Here is a 16,180-nt window from a genome sequence, read left to right as displayed (position 1 = left end):
CAATCAGTAGCAGACTCCCACGATGTTACCCGAGGTAACACCCCGGTCGGCCGCACACGTCTTCGGAGGCACGCACCATGAGCAGCACGTTCTCGCTGGACCCGGGCGCGGACCAGCTCGCCGTACGCGACTGGCTGCACGGCTTCGCCGCCGACGTGATGCGCCCGGCCGCGGCCGAGTGGGACGAGCGCGAGGAGACCCCCTGGCCGGTCATCCAGGAGGCCGCCAAGCTGGGCATCTACTCGCTGGACTTCTACGCCCAGCAGTACTTCGACCCCTCCGGCGTCGGCATCCCGATCGCCATGGAGGAACTGTTCTGGGGCGACGCCGGCATCGGGCTGTCCATCGTCGGCACCACCCTGGCCGCCGTCGCGGTGCTGGCCAACGGCACCGACGAGCAGATCGGCACCTGGACCCCGCAGATGTTCGGCACGCCGGAGGACGTCAAGGTGGCGGCCTTCTGCTCCTCCGAGCCGGACGCCGGCTCCGACGTCTCGGCGCTGCGCACCCGGGCGGTGTACGACGAGGCCGCGGACGAGTGGGTGCTGAACGGCACCAAGACCTGGGCCACCAACGGCGGGATAGCCGCCGTCCACGTGGTGGTCGCCACCGTCGACCCGGCGCTCGGCGCGAAGGGCCAGGCCTCCTTCGTCGTCCCGCCCGGCACCCCCGGACTGAGCCAGGGCCAGAAGTTCAAGAAGCACGGCATCCGCGCCTCGCACACCGCCGAGGTCGTGCTGGACGGCGTCCGGGTGCCCGGCAGCTGCCTGCTCGGCGGCAAGGAGAAGCTGGACGAGCGCCTGGCCCGGGCCCGCGAGGGCGTCAAGCGCCCGGGGGGCAGGGGCAACGCGGCGATGGCCACCTTCGAGGCCTCCCGCCCGGCCGTCGGCGCGCAGGCGATCGGCATCGCCCGGGCCGCGTACGAGGTGGCGCTGGACTACGCGAGGACGCGCGAGCAGTTCGGCCGGCCGATCATCGACAACCAGGGCGTGGCCTTCCAGCTCGCCGACATGAGGACCCGGATCGACGCGGCCCGGCTGCTGGTGTGGCGGGCCTCCTGGATGGCGGCCGACAACCAGCCCTTCACGGCGGCCGAGGGCTCGATGTCCAAGCTGTACGCCGGTGAGACCGCCAAGTTCGTGACCGCGCAGGCGATGCAGATCCTCGGCGGCAACGGCTTCACCCGGGAGTACCCGGTGGAGCGGATGCACCGGGACAGCGCGATCTACTCGATCTTCGAGGGGACCAGCGAGATCCAGCGGCTGGTGATCGCCCGGGCGATCTCGGGGGTGCCGATCCGCTGACTCAGCGGGCCAGCCAGAAGGTGAGCCCGGCGGTGAGCGCGCCCACCGCCGCGCCGACGACCGTCTGCGCGGCGGTGTGGTCCCGCAGCACCACCCGGGACCAGCCGATCGCCGGAACCAGCGGAGCGAGCAGCAGCCAGAGCGGGCCCAGTGCGATGGCGAGGCAGACCACCGCGCCGGTGGCCACGGCGGTGTGGACGGAGACCTTCCACCAGGCGGTGATCACCAGGATCGGGACCAGCGAGGCGAACATCGCCAGGACCAGCGCGGTCAGGTCGGTCGGGGCGTCCAGACCGATCATCACCGCGAAGCTGAGCAGCACCGAGCCCATGATGAGCGGGAAGACGGTCAGCCGGCGCTGCCGGTGGCCGACGTGGCGGTCCGCCACGGTGCCCTTGCGCATGCCGTGCCGGATGATCAGGGTCGGGACGACGGCGGCGAACAGGACGGCGAACAGCGCCCAGCCGATGCCCGGCAGGCCGTAGCGGAGGCCGCCCAGCACCGGGAGCAGCGCGACGATCACGTTCTTCGGCTCCAGGCCGTCGGTGATCCGGCGGGCCCAGATCGTCCGGCTGGTGGGGGCGGCGGGCGCGGCCTCGGCCTCGGTCGTCATCGGGGTGGGTGCTCCGGGGGCGTGAAGGGGCGGACGGGGCGGACGGGGTCGTACGGGTGGTGGTGCGGCCCGGCTCAGAACCGGGCGGGGCGGCCCTCCAGGAAGGCCGTCAGGCCCTCGCGGATGTCCGAGCCCTCCCGGGCGCGGAGCAGCCAGGGGGCCAGGACCTCGTCCGCCCGCTCGGGCGGGGCGTCCAGGACGGCCTTGGCCGCGCCGATGGTCTGGGTCGAGCGGAGGGTCAGCACCCGGGCGAAGTCCAGTGCGGCGGCGTCCAGTTCGGCGTCCGGCAGGACGCGTTCGGCGAGGCCCAGCGGCAGGGCGTCCCGGCCGGCCACCAACTCGCCGGAGAACAGCAGGTACTTGGCCCGGGCCGGGCCGATCAGCCGGGACAGCCGTACGGTCGGCACCGCCGAGTAGACCACGCCGAGCTTGGCCGGGGTGATCCCGAGCCGGGCGTCCTCGGCGACGAACCGCAGGTCGCAGGCGACGGCGAGCTGGCAGCCGCCGCCGACGCAGGCGCCGTGCACCACGGCGAGGGTCGGGTGCGGGAAGGCCGCCAGCGCCTCCTCGGCGGCGACGTTGGTCGCGTGGTAGGCCTCCGCGCGGTCCGGATCGCCGTACACCTCGGAGAGTTCGGCGATGTCCGCGCCCGCGCTGAAGGTGTTGCCGGCGCCGGTGAGCAGCAGGACGCGCACGCCCTCGTGGCCGGCCAACTGCTCCAGCACCTTGGGCAGCGCCTGCCAGATCGCCAGGGTCACCGCGTTGCGGCGGTGCGGGCGGGCGAACTCCAGGACGGCGACGCCGTCCTCGCCGACGTACGCGTTGAGGCCCTCGGCCTGCGCGGGCAGGGCGGAGCGGTCCCGCGTGAGCAGCGGCTGGTCCATGCGCACCTCCGGTCGGTCGTGGTGCGCCAACTCTCTCAGGCGGCGCGGGTGCAGTAGTCGCCGAGGCCGTGTTCGAGCAGGGCGAAGGCGCGGCGGGCCTCCTCCAGCGCGGTGGGCAGGGCGTCGGCGGCCCGCTCGCCGGCGAGCATCCGCCGGTGGTTGGCGGCGATCAGCGCGACCCGGACGGCCAGCGCCTGGGCGGTGGCGACCCGGGCGGTGAGCTCGTCGTGGGCCGGGTCCTGGGCGATCAGTTCGGCGGAGAGCGCGGCGTGCGCCAGCAGGTCGAAGCCGTGGGTGGCCCGGGCGGTCAGTGCCGGGGTGCGGTGGATCAGCCGGACCACGTCGAGCACGATCCGGTCGTCGTTCAGCCCGGAGGCCGGGTCGAAGCGCTCCAGCGCGGCGAGGAACTGCTCGCGCAGCGCCGTCGCCGCGGAGCTGCCCGGGGCGCGGTCGCGCACCGCCCGGGCGGGCTCGTCGAGGTGCTGCTCCATCGGGCGCATGACCAGCTCTTCCTTGGTGGGGAAGTAGTTGAAGACGGTCATCTTGGACACCTCGGCGGCGGCGGCGATCTCCGCGACCGAGACCTGGTCGAAGCCGCGCTCGGTGAACAGCGCGATGGCCGTGCGGAAGATCCGCATGCCGGTCTGGAGCTTCTTGCGCTCGCGCAGCGGGAGCGCGTCCAGGTCGACGTCGGAGCCGGGGTCCTGTGCGGGTCGCATCGCCATGCTGGGGACTGTACCAGGCTCAAATGTTGACCGGTCCGAAAGATTGGTCGAGTCGAAAGGTTGGCCAGGCTGAAAGATTGGTCGGGATGAAGAATTGACCGGGTATAAAAATGCTGCCATGGTGAGGACGCGCCGCCGGCCACCCCGGCCCCGACGCGAACTCGACCGACCCTGGGGGGACTTGACCATGGCCACCGCCGTACCCGCACCGCCCGACACCACCGCGCCGATGACACCCGGCCGACGCAAGGCGGGCATGCTGCTCTGCCTGGTCACGATCGTGCTGGCCGTGCTCGACATGAACATCGTCTCGGCGGCCACCGTGCCGATCGTCCGCGACCTCGACCCGGTCCACGGCGTCGACCGGCTGCCCTGGCTGATCAGCGCGTTCGCCCTCGCCGCCACCGCGCTGCTGCCGCTCTACGGCAAGCTGTGCGACTCCTACGGCGCCAAGCGCGTGCTCCTCGGGGCGGTCGCCACCTTCACGCTCGGTTCGGCGCTGTGCGGAGCGGCGCAGTCGATGGGCCAGCTGATCGCCTTCCGGGCCGTCCAGGGCATCGGCGGCGGCGGGCTGATGAGCGTCACCATGGTCGTCATCGCCCAGTTCAAGGAGCCGGACGGGCGCGCCGACGCCAAGGGCAGCGCCATGGGCGGGATCGTCGCGGGGCTGGGCATGTCGGTCGGCCCGCTGGTCGGGGGGCTGCTCGCCGACCACGTCAGCTGGCGCTGGATCTTCTACGTCAACCTGCCGCTCTGCCTGGTGGTGCTGGTCGGTGTCGCCCTGGTGATCAGGCTGCCGAGGGCGACCGGCCGCGGCGGCCTGGACTTCCTCGGCTCCGCCCTGGCCGCGGCGTTCGCGGTCGGGCTGCTGCTGGTCACCGAGTGGGGCGGCAAGGACTACGCCTGGACGTCCCCGGTGATCCTCGGGCTGGCCTTCGGCACGCTCGCCGCGTTCGGCCTCTTCCTGTGGCGCCAGGCCGTCGCCGCCGCGCCGGTGCTGCCGCTGTCGCTGTTCCGGATCCCGGTCGTGCGGCTGGGCTTCGCGATCCAGGGCCTGGTCGGGATGGGCATGATCGGCGCGATCGTCCAGGTGATGCTCTACCTCCAGCTCGCCCGGGGCGTCGCCCCGACCACCGCCAGCCTGTACCTGATCCCGATGGCGGCCGGGATGACGGTCTCCGGCCTGGCCGTCGGCCGGCTGCTCGCCCGGGGCCACTCGCTGGGGACCGTCCTGCTGGCCGGCGCGGGCTGCGCGGCGCTCGCCCTGCTGCTGCTCGGCCTGAGCGGGCCGACCACCGCACTGCCCGCGGTGATGGCCGAACTCGCCCTGCTGGGCTGCGGATTGGGTCAGCTGATCGGCCAGCTGATCGTGGTGGTGCAGCAGGCCGCGCCGGCGCACCAGCTGGGCGTGGCGACCACCGGCATCCGGTTCTTCCAGAACCTCGGCAACGCGCTGGGGGCGGCGGTGTTCGGCACCGTGCTGACCAGGGTCTTCGCGGACGGCGAGCAGGGCCGGCCGCTGGGCGCCGTCCGGACGCTCACCGGGACCGCGCGCGAGCACGCGGTGCGCAGCTTCACCGACGCCGTGGACGTGGTCTTCCTGTCGGCCGGCGGGGTGCTGGTGCTGGTGCTGCTGCTGGTGTGGCGGCTGCGGGTGGTCGGCGGCGCGGCCCTGGACGGGGGAGCGGGTGCGGGTGCGGGCGGGGCCGCCGAGCCGCCGGCCGGGGCGGCGGCGGAGCGCTCGGCGGTCGGGGCCCGGGCGGCCTGAGCGAGGGGGGTCGAGCGGGGCGGTGTCCGAGCGAGGGGGTTCGAGCGAGGGGGTTCGAGCGGGGCGGTGTTGGAGCGGCGGGGCCCGGTGGCACGGAGGTGTCCACCGGGCCCCGCCGCTTTCGCGGGCGGCTCAGCCCTGGGCGGCGGCCGTCCACTCGGAGGCCAGGATGGCCCAGATCTCCTTGTCGTAGCGGACCCCGTTGTACGGGTACCACTCGCGCAGCACGCCGTCGCGGGTCATGCCGACCCGCTCGGCGACGGCCCGGCTGCGGGCGTTGACGGAGGAGCACCACCACTCGGCGCGGTGCATGCCGCGGGTGGCGAAGGCGTAGTCGAGCAGCAGCTTGACGGCGGCGGTGATCAGCCCGTGGCCCTCGCCGGCCGGTTCCGTCCAGGCGCCGATCTCGCAGACGCCGGACCGGGCGTCGAAGCTCACGAACATCACGCCGCCGACCAGCGTGCCGTCCAGCCAGATGCCGTAGATCCGCTTCTGGTCGGCGTTCTGGCCGTCGGAGTAGCGCTGGAGGGTGGCGCGGGCGGAGTCCAGGTCGACCGAGAAGGTCGCCCAGGGGATCCACGGGTCGGTGTGGGCGCGGGCGCGGTCGAGGTGGGTCAGGAACTCGGGGGCCTGCCAGGGCTCCAGCGGGCGCAGTTCGGCGTTCTCGGTGAGCGGTACGGCAAACACGGGCGGCCTTTCACGGGTGGTGCTGAGGTTGGCGGAACCATTCATAACAAACGTTTGGTATGTACGATAGCCCCCATGACACCGGCCCGTGGAGACCATGACGCCCGACGCTCGGATGTTTCCGAGGGGGTGTGGCGGGTGCTCTCCACCCGGGGCTTCGAGGGGCTGACCCTGCGCGCGGTGGCCGCCGAACTGGGTGCCTCCACCGGGATGCTGACGCACTACTTCCCGAACAAGCGGGCGCTGCTCAGCCATGCGCTGGAGGAGCTGGACCGGCGCTCGCTGGCCCGGCCCCGGCGCACCGACCCGGCCGACGGTCCGCCGCCGGCCGGGCTGGCCCGGGTGCGGGCCTCGCTCCTGGACGTGCTGCCGCTGGACGGCGAGGCCGCGGCCGACAACCGGATCTGGGTCGGCTCCTGGGACCACGCCCTGGCCGACCCGGAGCTGGCGGCCGCGCACGCGGGCCGCTACGCGCGCTCGCGCACCGCGCTCACGGCGCACGTCGCGGACGCCCAGCGGCTGGGGGAGCTCCCGGCGCAGGTCGACCCGGCGGCGCTCGCCGCGGGGGCGCAGGCCTTCGTGCTGGGTCTGGTGGTGCAGGCGCTGTTCGCTCCGGAGGAGTTCCCCGCGGAGCGGCAGGCGGAGCTGCTGGACGCCTATCTGGCCGGGCTGGCGGGCTAGGCGGGGCAGGCGGGGCAGGCGGGCCCGAGCCGGAGTACGCCGGTCGGGTCGGGTCGGGTCGGGTCGGGTCGGATCGGCTCGGCTCGGCCGCCGGGGGCGGCGCGTGCTCCGACGCGTGCGGGGCGGGGATTCACCGGGAATTCCGGTTGTTCCGATTGACCCCGTTTTCGGTCCTGTTTCACGGCGGCTGCTATACGCATCGTCACGAGTTCTGCGCGAAGGGTGCGCGGAACGGTTGGTGTACGGGATGACCGGGTGGTCCGGAACGAACACGGATGGTGTCCGCCGGAGCGGTGGCCTGCGGAATTGCCGGATGGTGCCCCCAGCAGGATTCGAACCTGCGACCTACCGCTTAGAAGGCGGGTGCTCTATCCGCTGAGCTATGGGGGCGGGACGGGCGGCGCCCTGGCGGGCGCGACCGTGGCCGGGATCGGGCTGGCGGGCGCCGGGGCGCGCGCTGTCCGGCCCCGCACCTGAGGGTGGGGGTGGGGGTGGTGGGCCCTCGCCCTGTCGGGGACAGGATAAGGGTGACCGCTTCCCCGGCCGGGTGCGACGACACCGCCGTTGGTGTGTCGGTTCGGTGGAGCGGTCCGATAATCGCAGGTGAAGGCCGTGAGTGCAGCGGTCTGGGAGTGTTCCGCGCCGGACGTTGTGCAGTCGTTACGGGGCTGCCTCCTCACCCGTTATGGATTCGGCACGGAGAATGTGCCGCCGACGGAGCGGGTGGGGGGTCTTTATCGCCGTTGCGCCGGTCGGATGACGTGCGCGGACGGCCGTCCGGGTGCGTTCCGGAGCCCGTTCCCCGGTGGCTTCCGGGGCGTGCCGACGGGGCGGCGAGCAGCGGGTTTGTTGTCATGGCCGCGAAGATTCGGGCCATGCAGAGGCTGCGGGAGGCTGAAATTCACCCCTGCGAGTGACAAAAGTTTCCACAGGCCCGAGTTATCCACAGGATTTCGGAACTCGGTGGCCGGGATTTCCCCCGAAGTGCACGCTCAAGGCGCACCGGTCGATTCCGTACGGTGCATCGGCGGGAACGGAGGGTGTGCCGTGAACGAGACGCATGTGACGGTGGTCGGCAATGTGGCGACGGAGGTGAGCTACGGCGAAACCGGCGGCGGGGTGCCGATGGCCAACTTCCGGCTCGCCTGCACCGAGCGGCGGTACGACCGGCAGCGCGAGTGCTGGGTGGACGGCGAGACGCAGTGGGTGACGGTGACGGCCTGGCGGGCGCTGGCGGTCAATCTGATCGGCTCGCTGGCCAAGGGCGATCCGGTGCTGGTGAGCGGCCGGCTGCGGGTGCGGGAGTGGGCGGACGGGGAGGTGAAGCGCAGCCGGGCCGAGATCGACGCGCGATCGGTCGGACACGACCTCACCCGTGGTACCACGGCGTTCCGGTGGGCGGCGGGGGTGCGCGGGCAGCCGCCGGGCGGCCCCGGGCCGGCCGGGGCGGAGACGGGTGACGAGGTGGTGCCGGAGTGGATCGTCAGCGCGGTGGAGGCGCGCCGGGGCTCCGCGTCGCGGTCCGGGGCGGGCTCCCCGGCGGCCCCGGCGGCGGTGGCGGCATCCGCCGTGCGGGCGCTGCCGCCCGGCGGGGGGCCGGTCGCGGGGGAGCCGGGGGAGGTGGACGGGAGGGCACGGGGAGGTGGCGCCGCGGATGTGTCGACCTGACCGGTCGGGTGACCTTCCCTGTCGACAAATATGTTGATCGAGAACGTCGTTGCGCCCGCACGCGCAATCCGACCGCATAACAGAAAACCGTCCGTGAGTTTCTGTCGGGCCGTCAGCTTGTGTGGGACCTGAGGGGATTGATAACGATCCAGATACGGAATCGTCCTGATTTCGCATGGGGGTTTCGGGGCCTCCGGGGCTCAATAGGATTCGTCTGGTTCATACCCGCAGCAGTGCCACAGGGGGCACGCGCGGATCGGCAAGTCGGCGGGGACTGCCCACTCGGTGCGGCCCGGCCCGGAGGGATCCCAGATGTTCCAGAGGCAGGGGCTGAGTCTGTCCCGGATAACCACTGTCATGCTCACGACCAGCTTGGCGCTGGGCGGAGGCCTGTTCGCGGCCGGTGCGGCGGCCGCGGCCGGCGCGGCCGGCGCACCGACCTCGGGCGTGACCGCCGAGGTCCAGAACGAGATGCTCGGCGAGAAGATCGACGTCGAGGGCAAGGGAACCGTCGACGGCGGCCTGTTCACCCTCAAGACGGACGCGGGCGAGAAGCTCCGGACGTACTGCATCGACTTCGACAACCCGGTCTACCTGGACAGCAACGCCAAGTACCACGAGGCGGACTGGGCCGCGAGCTCGCTCAACAGCAACGCGAACGCCCCCAAGATCCGCTGGATCCTGGACAACTCGTACCCGCAGGCCAGCCTGGCCTCCCTGGCCACGGCCATCCACGTCGACGGTCTGAGCGAGGCGGACGCCGCCGCGGGCACCCAGGCCGCGATCTGGAAGTTCTCGGACAACAAGAACGCCGTCCCGCGCAACGACAAGGCCAAGAAGCTCCGCGACTACCTGGTCGGCGACGCCAACAAGGGCGTCGCGGCCGAGCCGAAGCCCTCGCTGACCCTCGCCCCGGACTCGGTCTCCGGCAAGTCGGGCGGCAAGCTCGGCCCGTTCCTGCTGAACTCCAGCGCGAACGAGGTCAAGCTGACCGTCACCGGCGACGCCGCGGACAAGGTCAAGCTGCTGGACAAGGACAACAAGCCGGTCGGTGGCGCCCTGGCGGGCCCGATCAACAAGGACACCCCGCTGTACCTGGACGTGCCGGCCGGCACCCCGGACGGCAAGGCCGCCATCAACGCCACCGCCGAGGCCACCGTGCTCAGCGGCCGGGTCTTCATGAGCAAGGTGGACAACCGCGGCCGCCACAGCCAGACCATGATCCTGGCCGGCTCCACCAAGGTGAACGTCGCGGCCGGCGCCAAGGCCACCTGGAAGCAGGGCAAGGGCGCGCTGATCGACAGCTCCGCCAAGGAGGAGTGCGCCGCCGGCGGCGTGCGGGTGTCCGTCGCCAACACCGGTGACGAGGCGGCCACCGTCACGGTCGGCAAGCAGCAGGTCGCCGTCCAGCCGGGCAAGACCGAGAGCGTGCTCGTCAAGGTCGAGGAGAAGGCGAGCTACGACTTCACCGTGACCGGCCCGAACGGCTACTCCAAGCAGTTCACCGGCGTCCTGGACTGCAAGACCGGCGTGACCCCGACCCCGGCCCCGACCACCCCGGCCACCCCGGCCGCGACCGGCACCCCGTCCGGCGGCCCGTCCGTGACCCCGTCGGGCACCCCGAGCACCGGTGCCGGCCAGCCGACCCCGGCGACCACCAGCGCCGCCCCCGGCACCGGTGGCCTGGCCCAGACCGGTGCCAATGACACCACCCCGATCCTCGCCGCCGTCGCCGGTGGCCTGGTCGTGGCCGGTGGCGCCGCCGTCTTCGTCCTGCGCCGCCGCGGCCGTCACGGTCGCACCACCGCCTGAACCGACTGAACCGCCCGAGCGGGCCGGGAGGCGCTGACCTCCCGAGACCCTGAGAGCGGAAACCGGCCCGGCTCCCCGCACCCGTGCGGGGAGCCGGGCCGTCGCGTTCGCGGGGCGGGGCGGAAGGGACGCTGGTGGCGGGGCCCGGGCGGGCGGGGAGCGGCTCCGGATACCCCCGTGGGGTCACCTGGGCGGTTCGGGCTCCGGGCCGGGTGCGGCACAATGGAAGGCTGCAAGCCGAATTACTCCCGACGACGCCGGAGCGATCTCACGTGGCGGAATACATCTACACGATGCGCAAGGTGCGCAAGGCTCACGGAGACAAGGTCATCCTTGACGACGTGACGCTCAGCTTCCTCCCCGGAGCGAAGATCGGCGTCGTGGGCCCCAACGGCGCCGGTAAGTCCACCGTGCTGAAGATGATGGCCGGCCTGGAGCACCCCTCCAACGGCGACGCCTTCCTCTCGCCGGGCTTCACCGTCGGCATGCTGCTCCAGGAGCCGCCGCTGGACGAGTCCAAGACCGTCCTGGAGAACGTCGAGGACGGCGTCAAGGAGATCAAGGGGAAGCTCAACCGCTTCAACGAGATCGCCGAGCTGATGGCGACCGACTACTCGGACGCGCTGCTGGACGAGATGGGCAAGCTCCAGGAGGACCTGGACCACGCCAACGCCTGGGACCTCGAGGCCCAGCTGGAGCAGGCCATGGACGCGCTGGGCTGCCCGCCCGGCGACTGGCAGGTCACCAAGCTCTCCGGTGGCGAGAAGCGCCGCGTGGCGCTGTGCAAGCTGCTGCTGGAGGCCCCCGACCTGCTGCTGCTCGACGAGCCCACCAACCACCTGGACGCCGAGTCGGTGAACTGGCTGGAGCAGCACCTGGCCAAGTACGCCGGCACCGTCGTCGCCGTCACCCACGACCGGTACTTCCTGGACAACGTGGCCGGCTGGATCCTGGAGCTCGACCGCGGCCGCGCGATCGGCTACGAGGGCAACTACTCCACCTACCTGGAGAGCAAGCAGTCGCGCCTCAAGGTCGAGGGGCAGAAGGACGCCAAGCGCGCCAAGCGCCTCAAGGAGGAGCTGGAGTGGGTCCGCTCCAACGCCAAGGGCCGTCAGGCGAAGTCCAAGGCCCGTCTGGCCCGCTACGAGGAGATGGCGGCCGAGGCGGACAAGATGCGGAAGCTGGACTTCGAGGAGATCCAGATCCCGCCGGGCCCGCGTCTGGGCAGCGTCGTCATCGAGGTCGAGAACCTCAACAAGGCCTTCGGTGAGAAGATCCTGATCGACGACCTGAGCTTCACCCTGCCGCGCAACGGCATCGTCGGCATCATCGGCCCGAACGGCGCCGGCAAGACCACCCTGTTCAAGATGCTCCAGGACCTGGAGACCCCGGACAGCGGCACGGTCAAGGTCGGCGAGACCGTCAAGATCAGCTACGTCGACCAGACCCGCTCCAACATCGACCCGAAGAAGACCCTCTGGGAGGTCGTCTCCGACGGTCTGGACTGGATCAACGTCGGCCAGGTCGAGATGCCGTCCCGCGCCTACGTGTCGGCCTTCGGCTTCAAGGGCCCGGACCAGCAGAAGCCGGCCGGCGTGCTCTCCGGTGGTGAGCGCAACCGCCTGAACCTGGCGCTCACCCTCAAGCAGGGCGGCAACCTGCTGCTCCTCGACGAGCCCACCAACGACCTGGACGTCGAGACGCTCTCCTCGCTGGAGAACGCCCTGCTGGAGTTCCCCGGCTGCGCCGTGGTCATCTCCCACGACCGCTGGTTCCTGGACCGAGTGGCCACCCACATCCTCGCCTACGAGGGCGACAGCAAGTGGTTCTGGTTCGAGGGCAACTTCGAGTCGTACGAGAAGAACAAGATCGAGCGGCTCGGCGCCGACGCCGCCCGTCCGCACCGGGCCACGTACAAGAAGCTGACCCGAGGCTGACACCCAGCCGTCACTACGGCCCGGCAGACTGCCCTCCGGGGCGGCCTGCCGGGCCGCGGCCCGTCGCCACCGTCCGCCGCGTCGCGTCCCACGCCACCGGCGGTGGACGGCGGCGGGCGACCGGACACCGAGGAGAACTGCCGTGGCCCGCCACATCTACGCCTGCCCGCTGCGCTGGTCCGACATGGACGCCTTCGGGCACGTCAACAACGTGGTCTTCCTGCGCTACCTGGAGGAGGCCCGGATCGACTTCATGTTCACCCAGGCCGCCGCGGCCGGCGCCGGGGAGTTCGCGGGCGGCTCGGTGGTGGCCCGCCACGAGATCGACTACAAGCGTCCGCTGGTGCACCGGCCGGAGCCGGTCACCATCGAGACCTGGGTGACGAAGATCGGCGGCGCCTCGCTGACGGTCTCGTACGAGATCAAGGACGTCGCCGAGGACGGCAGCGACATCGTGTACGTCCGGGCGTCCACCGTGGTCGTCCCCTACGACCTGGCCGAGGGCCGGCCGCGCCGGATCTCGCCGGTGGAGCGGGAGTTCCTCGGCCGCTTCATGGACGTAGAGCCGGCCGTCGCCACCGTCTGACCCCATCTGACGATTCGAGCTGAACCGCTGTGACCATCACCGCCCGTCTCGCCCTGACCGACACCGGGGAGGCCGCCGACCTCTCCGCCTTCCTGCTGCGCCTGCTGCGCTTCGACCGGGCGGCGGCCGTCCGGCTCCAGGCGGTGGGCCCGGGCGAGGGCGACGGCGACGGCGTGCTGGCGGTCTTCGGACGGCTGCCGCTGGGCGGTTCGGGCGCGCTGGCGGTCCGTACCGTGCGGCTGGACGGTCTGGACGGCCCGGTGGACCTGACCGTATCGGCGGGTCAGCTGCTGGACGGCGTGGACGCCGAGGCGGGCGCCGTCGCGCTGCCCGCGCCGGTGACCGGCCCGGCCTGGGCCGGGCTGCTGCCGCCGCGCACCGGCTGGCGGCCGGTGGGCGCCCCGCCGGTGGCCGAGGTGTACCCCGAACTCATGGCCGGGGTGCAGGAGTTCCGCGAGCGCAGCGAGGCCGTCCCGGCGCACCACCGCGGCCGCACGGTGCTGGACGCGCTGGCCGACGAGATCTGGTCCCGCCCGGTCACGGTGCTGCCCGAGCTGCCGCTGCGCGCGCTGCACGCCGCGTACGTGATCGGCTTCCTGCGGCCCGGTGCCCCGCTGACCGTGCACCGGGCGGGTGGCTGGCTGCGGCTGAGTGCCCCGGCGGGCTCGGTGGCGGTGCGCACGGTGGCCGCGCCGGGCGCGGGGCTGGGGCTCAGCCCGGTCCGGTAGCCGGGCCCGCGAACCCCGGCCCGCGAACCCCGGCCCGCAAGCCCGGAAAGGCCCAGGAAAGACCCTGGGAACGGCCTCAGCCCGGGGTGTTGATCATCGAGGCGGCGGCGTAGGTCAGGTACTCGAGCAGCTGCTGCTCGTGCTCGGCCGGCAGCTCCAGGCTCGCCACGGCCGCCCGCATGTGGGTGAGCCAGGCGTCGTGCGCGGCCTTGTCGACCTTGAACGGCGCGTGCCGCATCCGCAGCCGGGGGTGGCCGCGCCGGTCGCTGTAGGTGCGCGGGCCGCCCCAGTACTGCATCAGGAAGAGGGCCATCCGCTCCTCGGCCGGCCCGAGGTCCTCCTCGGGGTACATCGGCCGCAGCAACTCGTCCTCGGCGATGCCCTCGTAGAACCGGTGGGCGAGCCGCCGGAAGGCCGGCTCACCGCCGACCTGGTCGTAGAAGGTCTCCTCGCTCAACGTGCCTCGCCGGATCTCTCTCACCCGACCATGGTCGCAGACGCCGACGGGGTCGTACACCGGGACCAAAGGCGTACGACCCCGTCGGGATCGGTGGACGTCAACCGGGGAGGGTCAGTCCTCCCAGCGGAACAGCTTCCAGGAGATGCCGGTCAGCACGGCCGCGAAGAGCAGCAGGCCGCCCATGGTCGGCAGGGCGTCCATGACGCCGCCGCCGCGGGTGAGCACCGACTGGGCGGAGTTGACCAGGTAGTGCAGCGGCATGACCTCGGAGACGGCCTTCAGCCAGCCCGGGGCGCCGTCCAGCGGGAAGAACGAGCCGGACAGGAAGGACATCGGCAGCACGATGATCTGCGAGATGCCGTTGGCCGCCTCCTCGGTCTTGGCGACCGAGCCGGCCAGCAGGCCGATCGACATGAAGGCGAGCGTCGCGCAGGCCACCAGCGGGATGATCAGCCACCAGTTGCCGGTGAGCTTGAGCCCGAAGAAGCTCGTCGCGACCACCAGGAAGACGGCGGTCTGCAGGAACGCGGTCAGCAGCGAGACCAGGATCCGGGAGCTGACCACGGTTCCGGCGTTGATCGGGGCCAGCCGCAGCCGCCGCAGCACCTTGGACTTGCGCCAGTTGACCAGCGTCAGCGCGGCACCGAACACCGCGCCGGTGGCGACGGCCCAGCCGAGCAGGCCGGGGGTGAGGAACTGGATCGGCTTGAGCGACTTGTCCTCGACCTGCTGGGAGTCCAGCACGAAGGCCGGCTTCTGGCCGGTGGCCGCCTGGTTGGCGGTCTGGACCACCGAGTTGAGGATGCCCTGGAGCGCGCCGGCGCGGACCTGGTCGGCGGCGGTGTAGCGCAGCTCGACCGTGCCGTCCGGGCCCTGCTTGATCAGCGCGTCGTAGTCGCCCTTGCGGACCTTCTCCAGCGTGGCGGCCTCGTCGTCGGTCTTCGTGATGGTGAGGACCTTGTCCAGCCCGGCCCGCTCGTCGCCCTGGATCGAGTCGAACAGCTTCACCGCGCCGACCTGCGCCACCTTGGCGTGGGGGCTGCCGGAGCCCTTGGTCACGCTGCCGAAGAACACCAGGAACACCAGCGGGAACAGCAGGATGAAGAAGGTCGCGGTGCGGTCGCGCTTCATCCCGAGCAGCATGGCGCGGGACAGGCTCCAGAACGCGCTGACCCGCTCCCGCTCGTCGGTGGCGGGGCCGCCGCGCCGGGCCGGGGCCTGCGGCTCGGTGGAGGTGCTGGCGGTCATGCGCGGAACTCCCGTCCGGTCAGCTGGAGGAAGACGTCCTCCAGGGTGGCGCCGCGCACTTCCAGGCCGCGCAGCGCGTTCTGCTCGGCGAGGACGCTGAGCACCGGGGCCGGAACGCGGGTGGAGACGGAGAGCGAGACGGTGTCGTCCTCCAGGTTGGCGATGTCCGCGCCGGCCGCGGTCATCAGCTCCCGGGCCCGGGCGAGCGGGAGTTGGCCGGAGGCCACGCTGATCCGGACGGTGTCGTCGATCTCGCGGATCAGCGCCGCCGGGGCGCCGGTGTGGAGGATCTTGCCGTGGTCCATGATCGAGACCCGGTCGCAGAGCACCTCGGCCTCGTCCAGGTAGTGCGTGGTCAGCACGACCGTGCGGCCCTCGGCGTTGATGTCCCGCAGGAGGTCCCACAGGTTGCGCCGGGACTGCGGGTCGAGTCCGGTGGTGGGCTCGTCCAGGAAGACGAGCTCCGGGTCGTGCGCCAGTGCGCAGGCGATCGACAGGCGCTGGGCCTGGCCGCCGGACATCTGGTCGGTCAGGGTCTCGGCCTTGTCCGAGAGGCCGACCCGCTCCAGCATCGCATCGGCCCGCTTGGGGCCGACCCCGTAGAACGACGCGAAGGTGCGGATGGTCTCCCGGGCCGTCAGTTTCCGGAAGAAAGCGGTCGCCTGGAACTGCACGCCGATTCGCGGCAGCAGTTTCGGATTGCGCGGCCAGGGCTCCATGCCCAGCAGCTGGATCCGGCCCTCGTCCGGTTTCCGGACTCCTTCCAGGATCTCCATCGTGGTGGTCTTCCCGGCGCCGTTGGGGCCCAGGATCCCGTAGAACTCGCCGGCCTCGACGGTGAACGACACCCCGTCGACGGCCTGCACATCCCCGTACCGCTGACGTATGCCGTCAGCGGATATAGCAGCAGTCATGTGGCCTGAGCCTAGGGGCTGCGAAGGCTGCTGTGCACATCCGTGCGAGCGAATTTGCGGATATTTTGAAGAGGACTCAAACAAAGTCGGGGCGGGCGGGTGTGGGATTCGGCCCCGCGCCCCCGGGGGTGGGGCGGTTGAACCCTCAGGGGATTATGTGGCGGG

15 protein-coding genes and 1 tRNA gene are annotated in these 16,180 nt (G+C 71.9%); 8 read left to right on the top strand and 8 right to left on the bottom strand.

The features are described 5' to 3' along the window. Positions 1-77 precede the first annotated feature (77 nt). The gene (locus tag ACFVHV_RS33750; protein ID WP_359910572.1) at positions 78-1,304 is read left to right on the top strand and encodes an acyl-CoA dehydrogenase family protein; all 1,227 of its coding nucleotides are present in this window, start codon (positions 78-80) and stop codon (positions 1,302-1,304) included. A gap of 1 nt (position 1,305) precedes the next feature. Here the strand turns inward: ACFVHV_RS33750 and ACFVHV_RS33745 are convergent, their stop codons facing one another. The 3 genes from ACFVHV_RS33745 to ACFVHV_RS33735 form a co-directional block, all read right to left on the bottom strand. Beyond that, on the bottom strand, positions 1,306-1,917 hold the full coding sequence (locus ACFVHV_RS33745; protein WP_359910575.1) for a phosphatase PAP2 family protein: 612 nt from the start codon (positions 1,915-1,917) through the stop codon (positions 1,306-1,308). A gap of 74 nt (positions 1,918-1,991) precedes the next feature. Further along, the gene (locus ACFVHV_RS33740) at positions 1,992-2,801 is read right to left on the bottom strand and encodes an enoyl-CoA hydratase/isomerase family protein (RefSeq protein WP_359910578.1); all 810 of its coding nucleotides are present in this window, start codon (positions 2,799-2,801) and stop codon (positions 1,992-1,994) included. A gap of 35 nt (positions 2,802-2,836) precedes the next feature. Then, a complete protein-coding gene (locus ACFVHV_RS33735; RefSeq protein ID WP_359910581.1) occupies positions 2,837-3,526 on the bottom strand; it encodes a TetR family transcriptional regulator in 690 nt (229 codons plus the stop codon). A gap of 187 nt (positions 3,527-3,713) precedes the next feature. Here ACFVHV_RS33735 and ACFVHV_RS33730 point away from each other — a divergent pair, with 187 nt between their 5' ends. Beyond that, positions 3,714-5,294, top strand: coding sequence for an MFS transporter (locus ACFVHV_RS33730; RefSeq protein ID WP_380356360.1), 1,581 nt, complete (start codon positions 3,714-3,716; stop codon positions 5,292-5,294). Between the two features lie 132 nt (positions 5,295-5,426). Here the strand turns inward: ACFVHV_RS33730 and ACFVHV_RS33725 are convergent, their stop codons facing one another. Further along, positions 5,427-5,981 (bottom strand): GNAT family N-acetyltransferase, encoded by a 555-nt coding sequence (locus ACFVHV_RS33725; RefSeq protein WP_380356357.1) that lies wholly within the window; start codon positions 5,979-5,981, stop codon positions 5,427-5,429. Between the two features lie 75 nt (positions 5,982-6,056). Between ACFVHV_RS33725 and ACFVHV_RS33720 the strand changes: the two genes are divergently transcribed. Next, positions 6,057-6,662 carry a TetR/AcrR family transcriptional regulator gene (locus tag ACFVHV_RS33720; protein WP_380356355.1) on the top strand — a complete coding sequence of 202 codons (606 nt, stop codon included), beginning with the start codon at positions 6,057-6,059 and terminating at the stop codon, positions 6,660-6,662. Between the two features lie 314 nt (positions 6,663-6,976). Here the strand turns inward: ACFVHV_RS33720 and ACFVHV_RS33715 are convergent. Further along, positions 6,977-7,052: transfer RNA gene (locus ACFVHV_RS33715), tRNA-Arg, on the bottom strand. A 657-nt stretch (positions 7,053-7,709) separates the two neighbouring features. On the opposite strand from ACFVHV_RS33715, the gene ACFVHV_RS33710 reads away from it, so the two are divergent. From ACFVHV_RS33710 to ACFVHV_RS33690, 5 genes are all read left to right on the top strand, one after another. Then, positions 7,710-8,330, top strand: a complete 621-nt coding sequence (locus tag ACFVHV_RS33710) for a single-stranded DNA-binding protein (protein WP_380356353.1) — start codon at positions 7,710-7,712, stop codon at positions 8,328-8,330. Between the two features lie 357 nt (positions 8,331-8,687). Then, complete coding sequence (locus ACFVHV_RS33705) at positions 8,688-10,142, top strand: Cys-Gln thioester bond-forming surface protein (protein ID WP_359910596.1); 1,455 nt, start codon at positions 8,688-8,690, stop codon at positions 10,140-10,142. Positions 10,143-10,414: 272 nt separating this feature from the next. Then, positions 10,415-12,079, top strand: a complete 1,665-nt coding sequence (ettA, locus tag ACFVHV_RS33700) for an energy-dependent translational throttle protein EttA (protein WP_359910599.1) — start codon at positions 10,415-10,417, stop codon at positions 12,077-12,079. 142 nt (positions 12,080-12,221) lie between these two features. Continuing rightward, the gene (locus ACFVHV_RS33695) at positions 12,222-12,665 is read left to right on the top strand and encodes a thioesterase family protein (RefSeq protein WP_359910602.1); all 444 of its coding nucleotides are present in this window, start codon (positions 12,222-12,224) and stop codon (positions 12,663-12,665) included. 29 nt (positions 12,666-12,694) lie between these two features. Beyond that, positions 12,695-13,393 carry a hypothetical protein gene (locus tag ACFVHV_RS33690; RefSeq protein ID WP_380356350.1) on the top strand — a complete coding sequence of 233 codons (699 nt, stop codon included), beginning with the start codon at positions 12,695-12,697 and terminating at the stop codon, positions 13,391-13,393. Between the two features lie 76 nt (positions 13,394-13,469). Here the strand turns inward: ACFVHV_RS33690 and ACFVHV_RS33685 are convergent, their stop codons facing one another. The 3 genes from ACFVHV_RS33685 to ACFVHV_RS33675 all read right to left on the bottom strand — a co-directional run bounded on the left by ACFVHV_RS33685 (position 13,470) and on the right by ACFVHV_RS33675 (position 16,015). After that, positions 13,470-13,874 (bottom strand): globin, encoded by a 405-nt coding sequence (locus ACFVHV_RS33685; RefSeq protein ID WP_359910607.1) that lies wholly within the window; start codon positions 13,872-13,874, stop codon positions 13,470-13,472. A gap of 90 nt (positions 13,875-13,964) precedes the next feature. Beyond that, positions 13,965-15,101: an ABC transporter permease gene (locus ACFVHV_RS33680; protein ID WP_359910609.1), complete on the bottom strand. Its 1,137-nt coding sequence runs from the start codon at positions 15,099-15,101 to the stop codon at positions 13,965-13,967. After that, a complete protein-coding gene (locus tag ACFVHV_RS33675) occupies positions 15,098-16,015 on the bottom strand; it encodes an ABC transporter ATP-binding protein (RefSeq protein WP_359910612.1) in 918 nt (305 codons plus the stop codon). Before ACFVHV_RS33675 ends, ACFVHV_RS33680 begins: the two co-directional genes overlap by 4 nt. Positions 16,016-16,180: the final 165 nt, after the last annotated feature.

Source organism: Kitasatospora sp. NPDC127116, from assembly GCF_042677365.1.
Classification (GTDB): Bacteria; Actinomycetota; Actinomycetes; order Streptomycetales; family Streptomycetaceae; genus Kitasatospora; species Kitasatospora lactacystinica.
The sequence above is the reverse complement of the archived record's forward strand: the minus strand, read 5'-3'. Positions and strand labels throughout refer to the sequence as shown.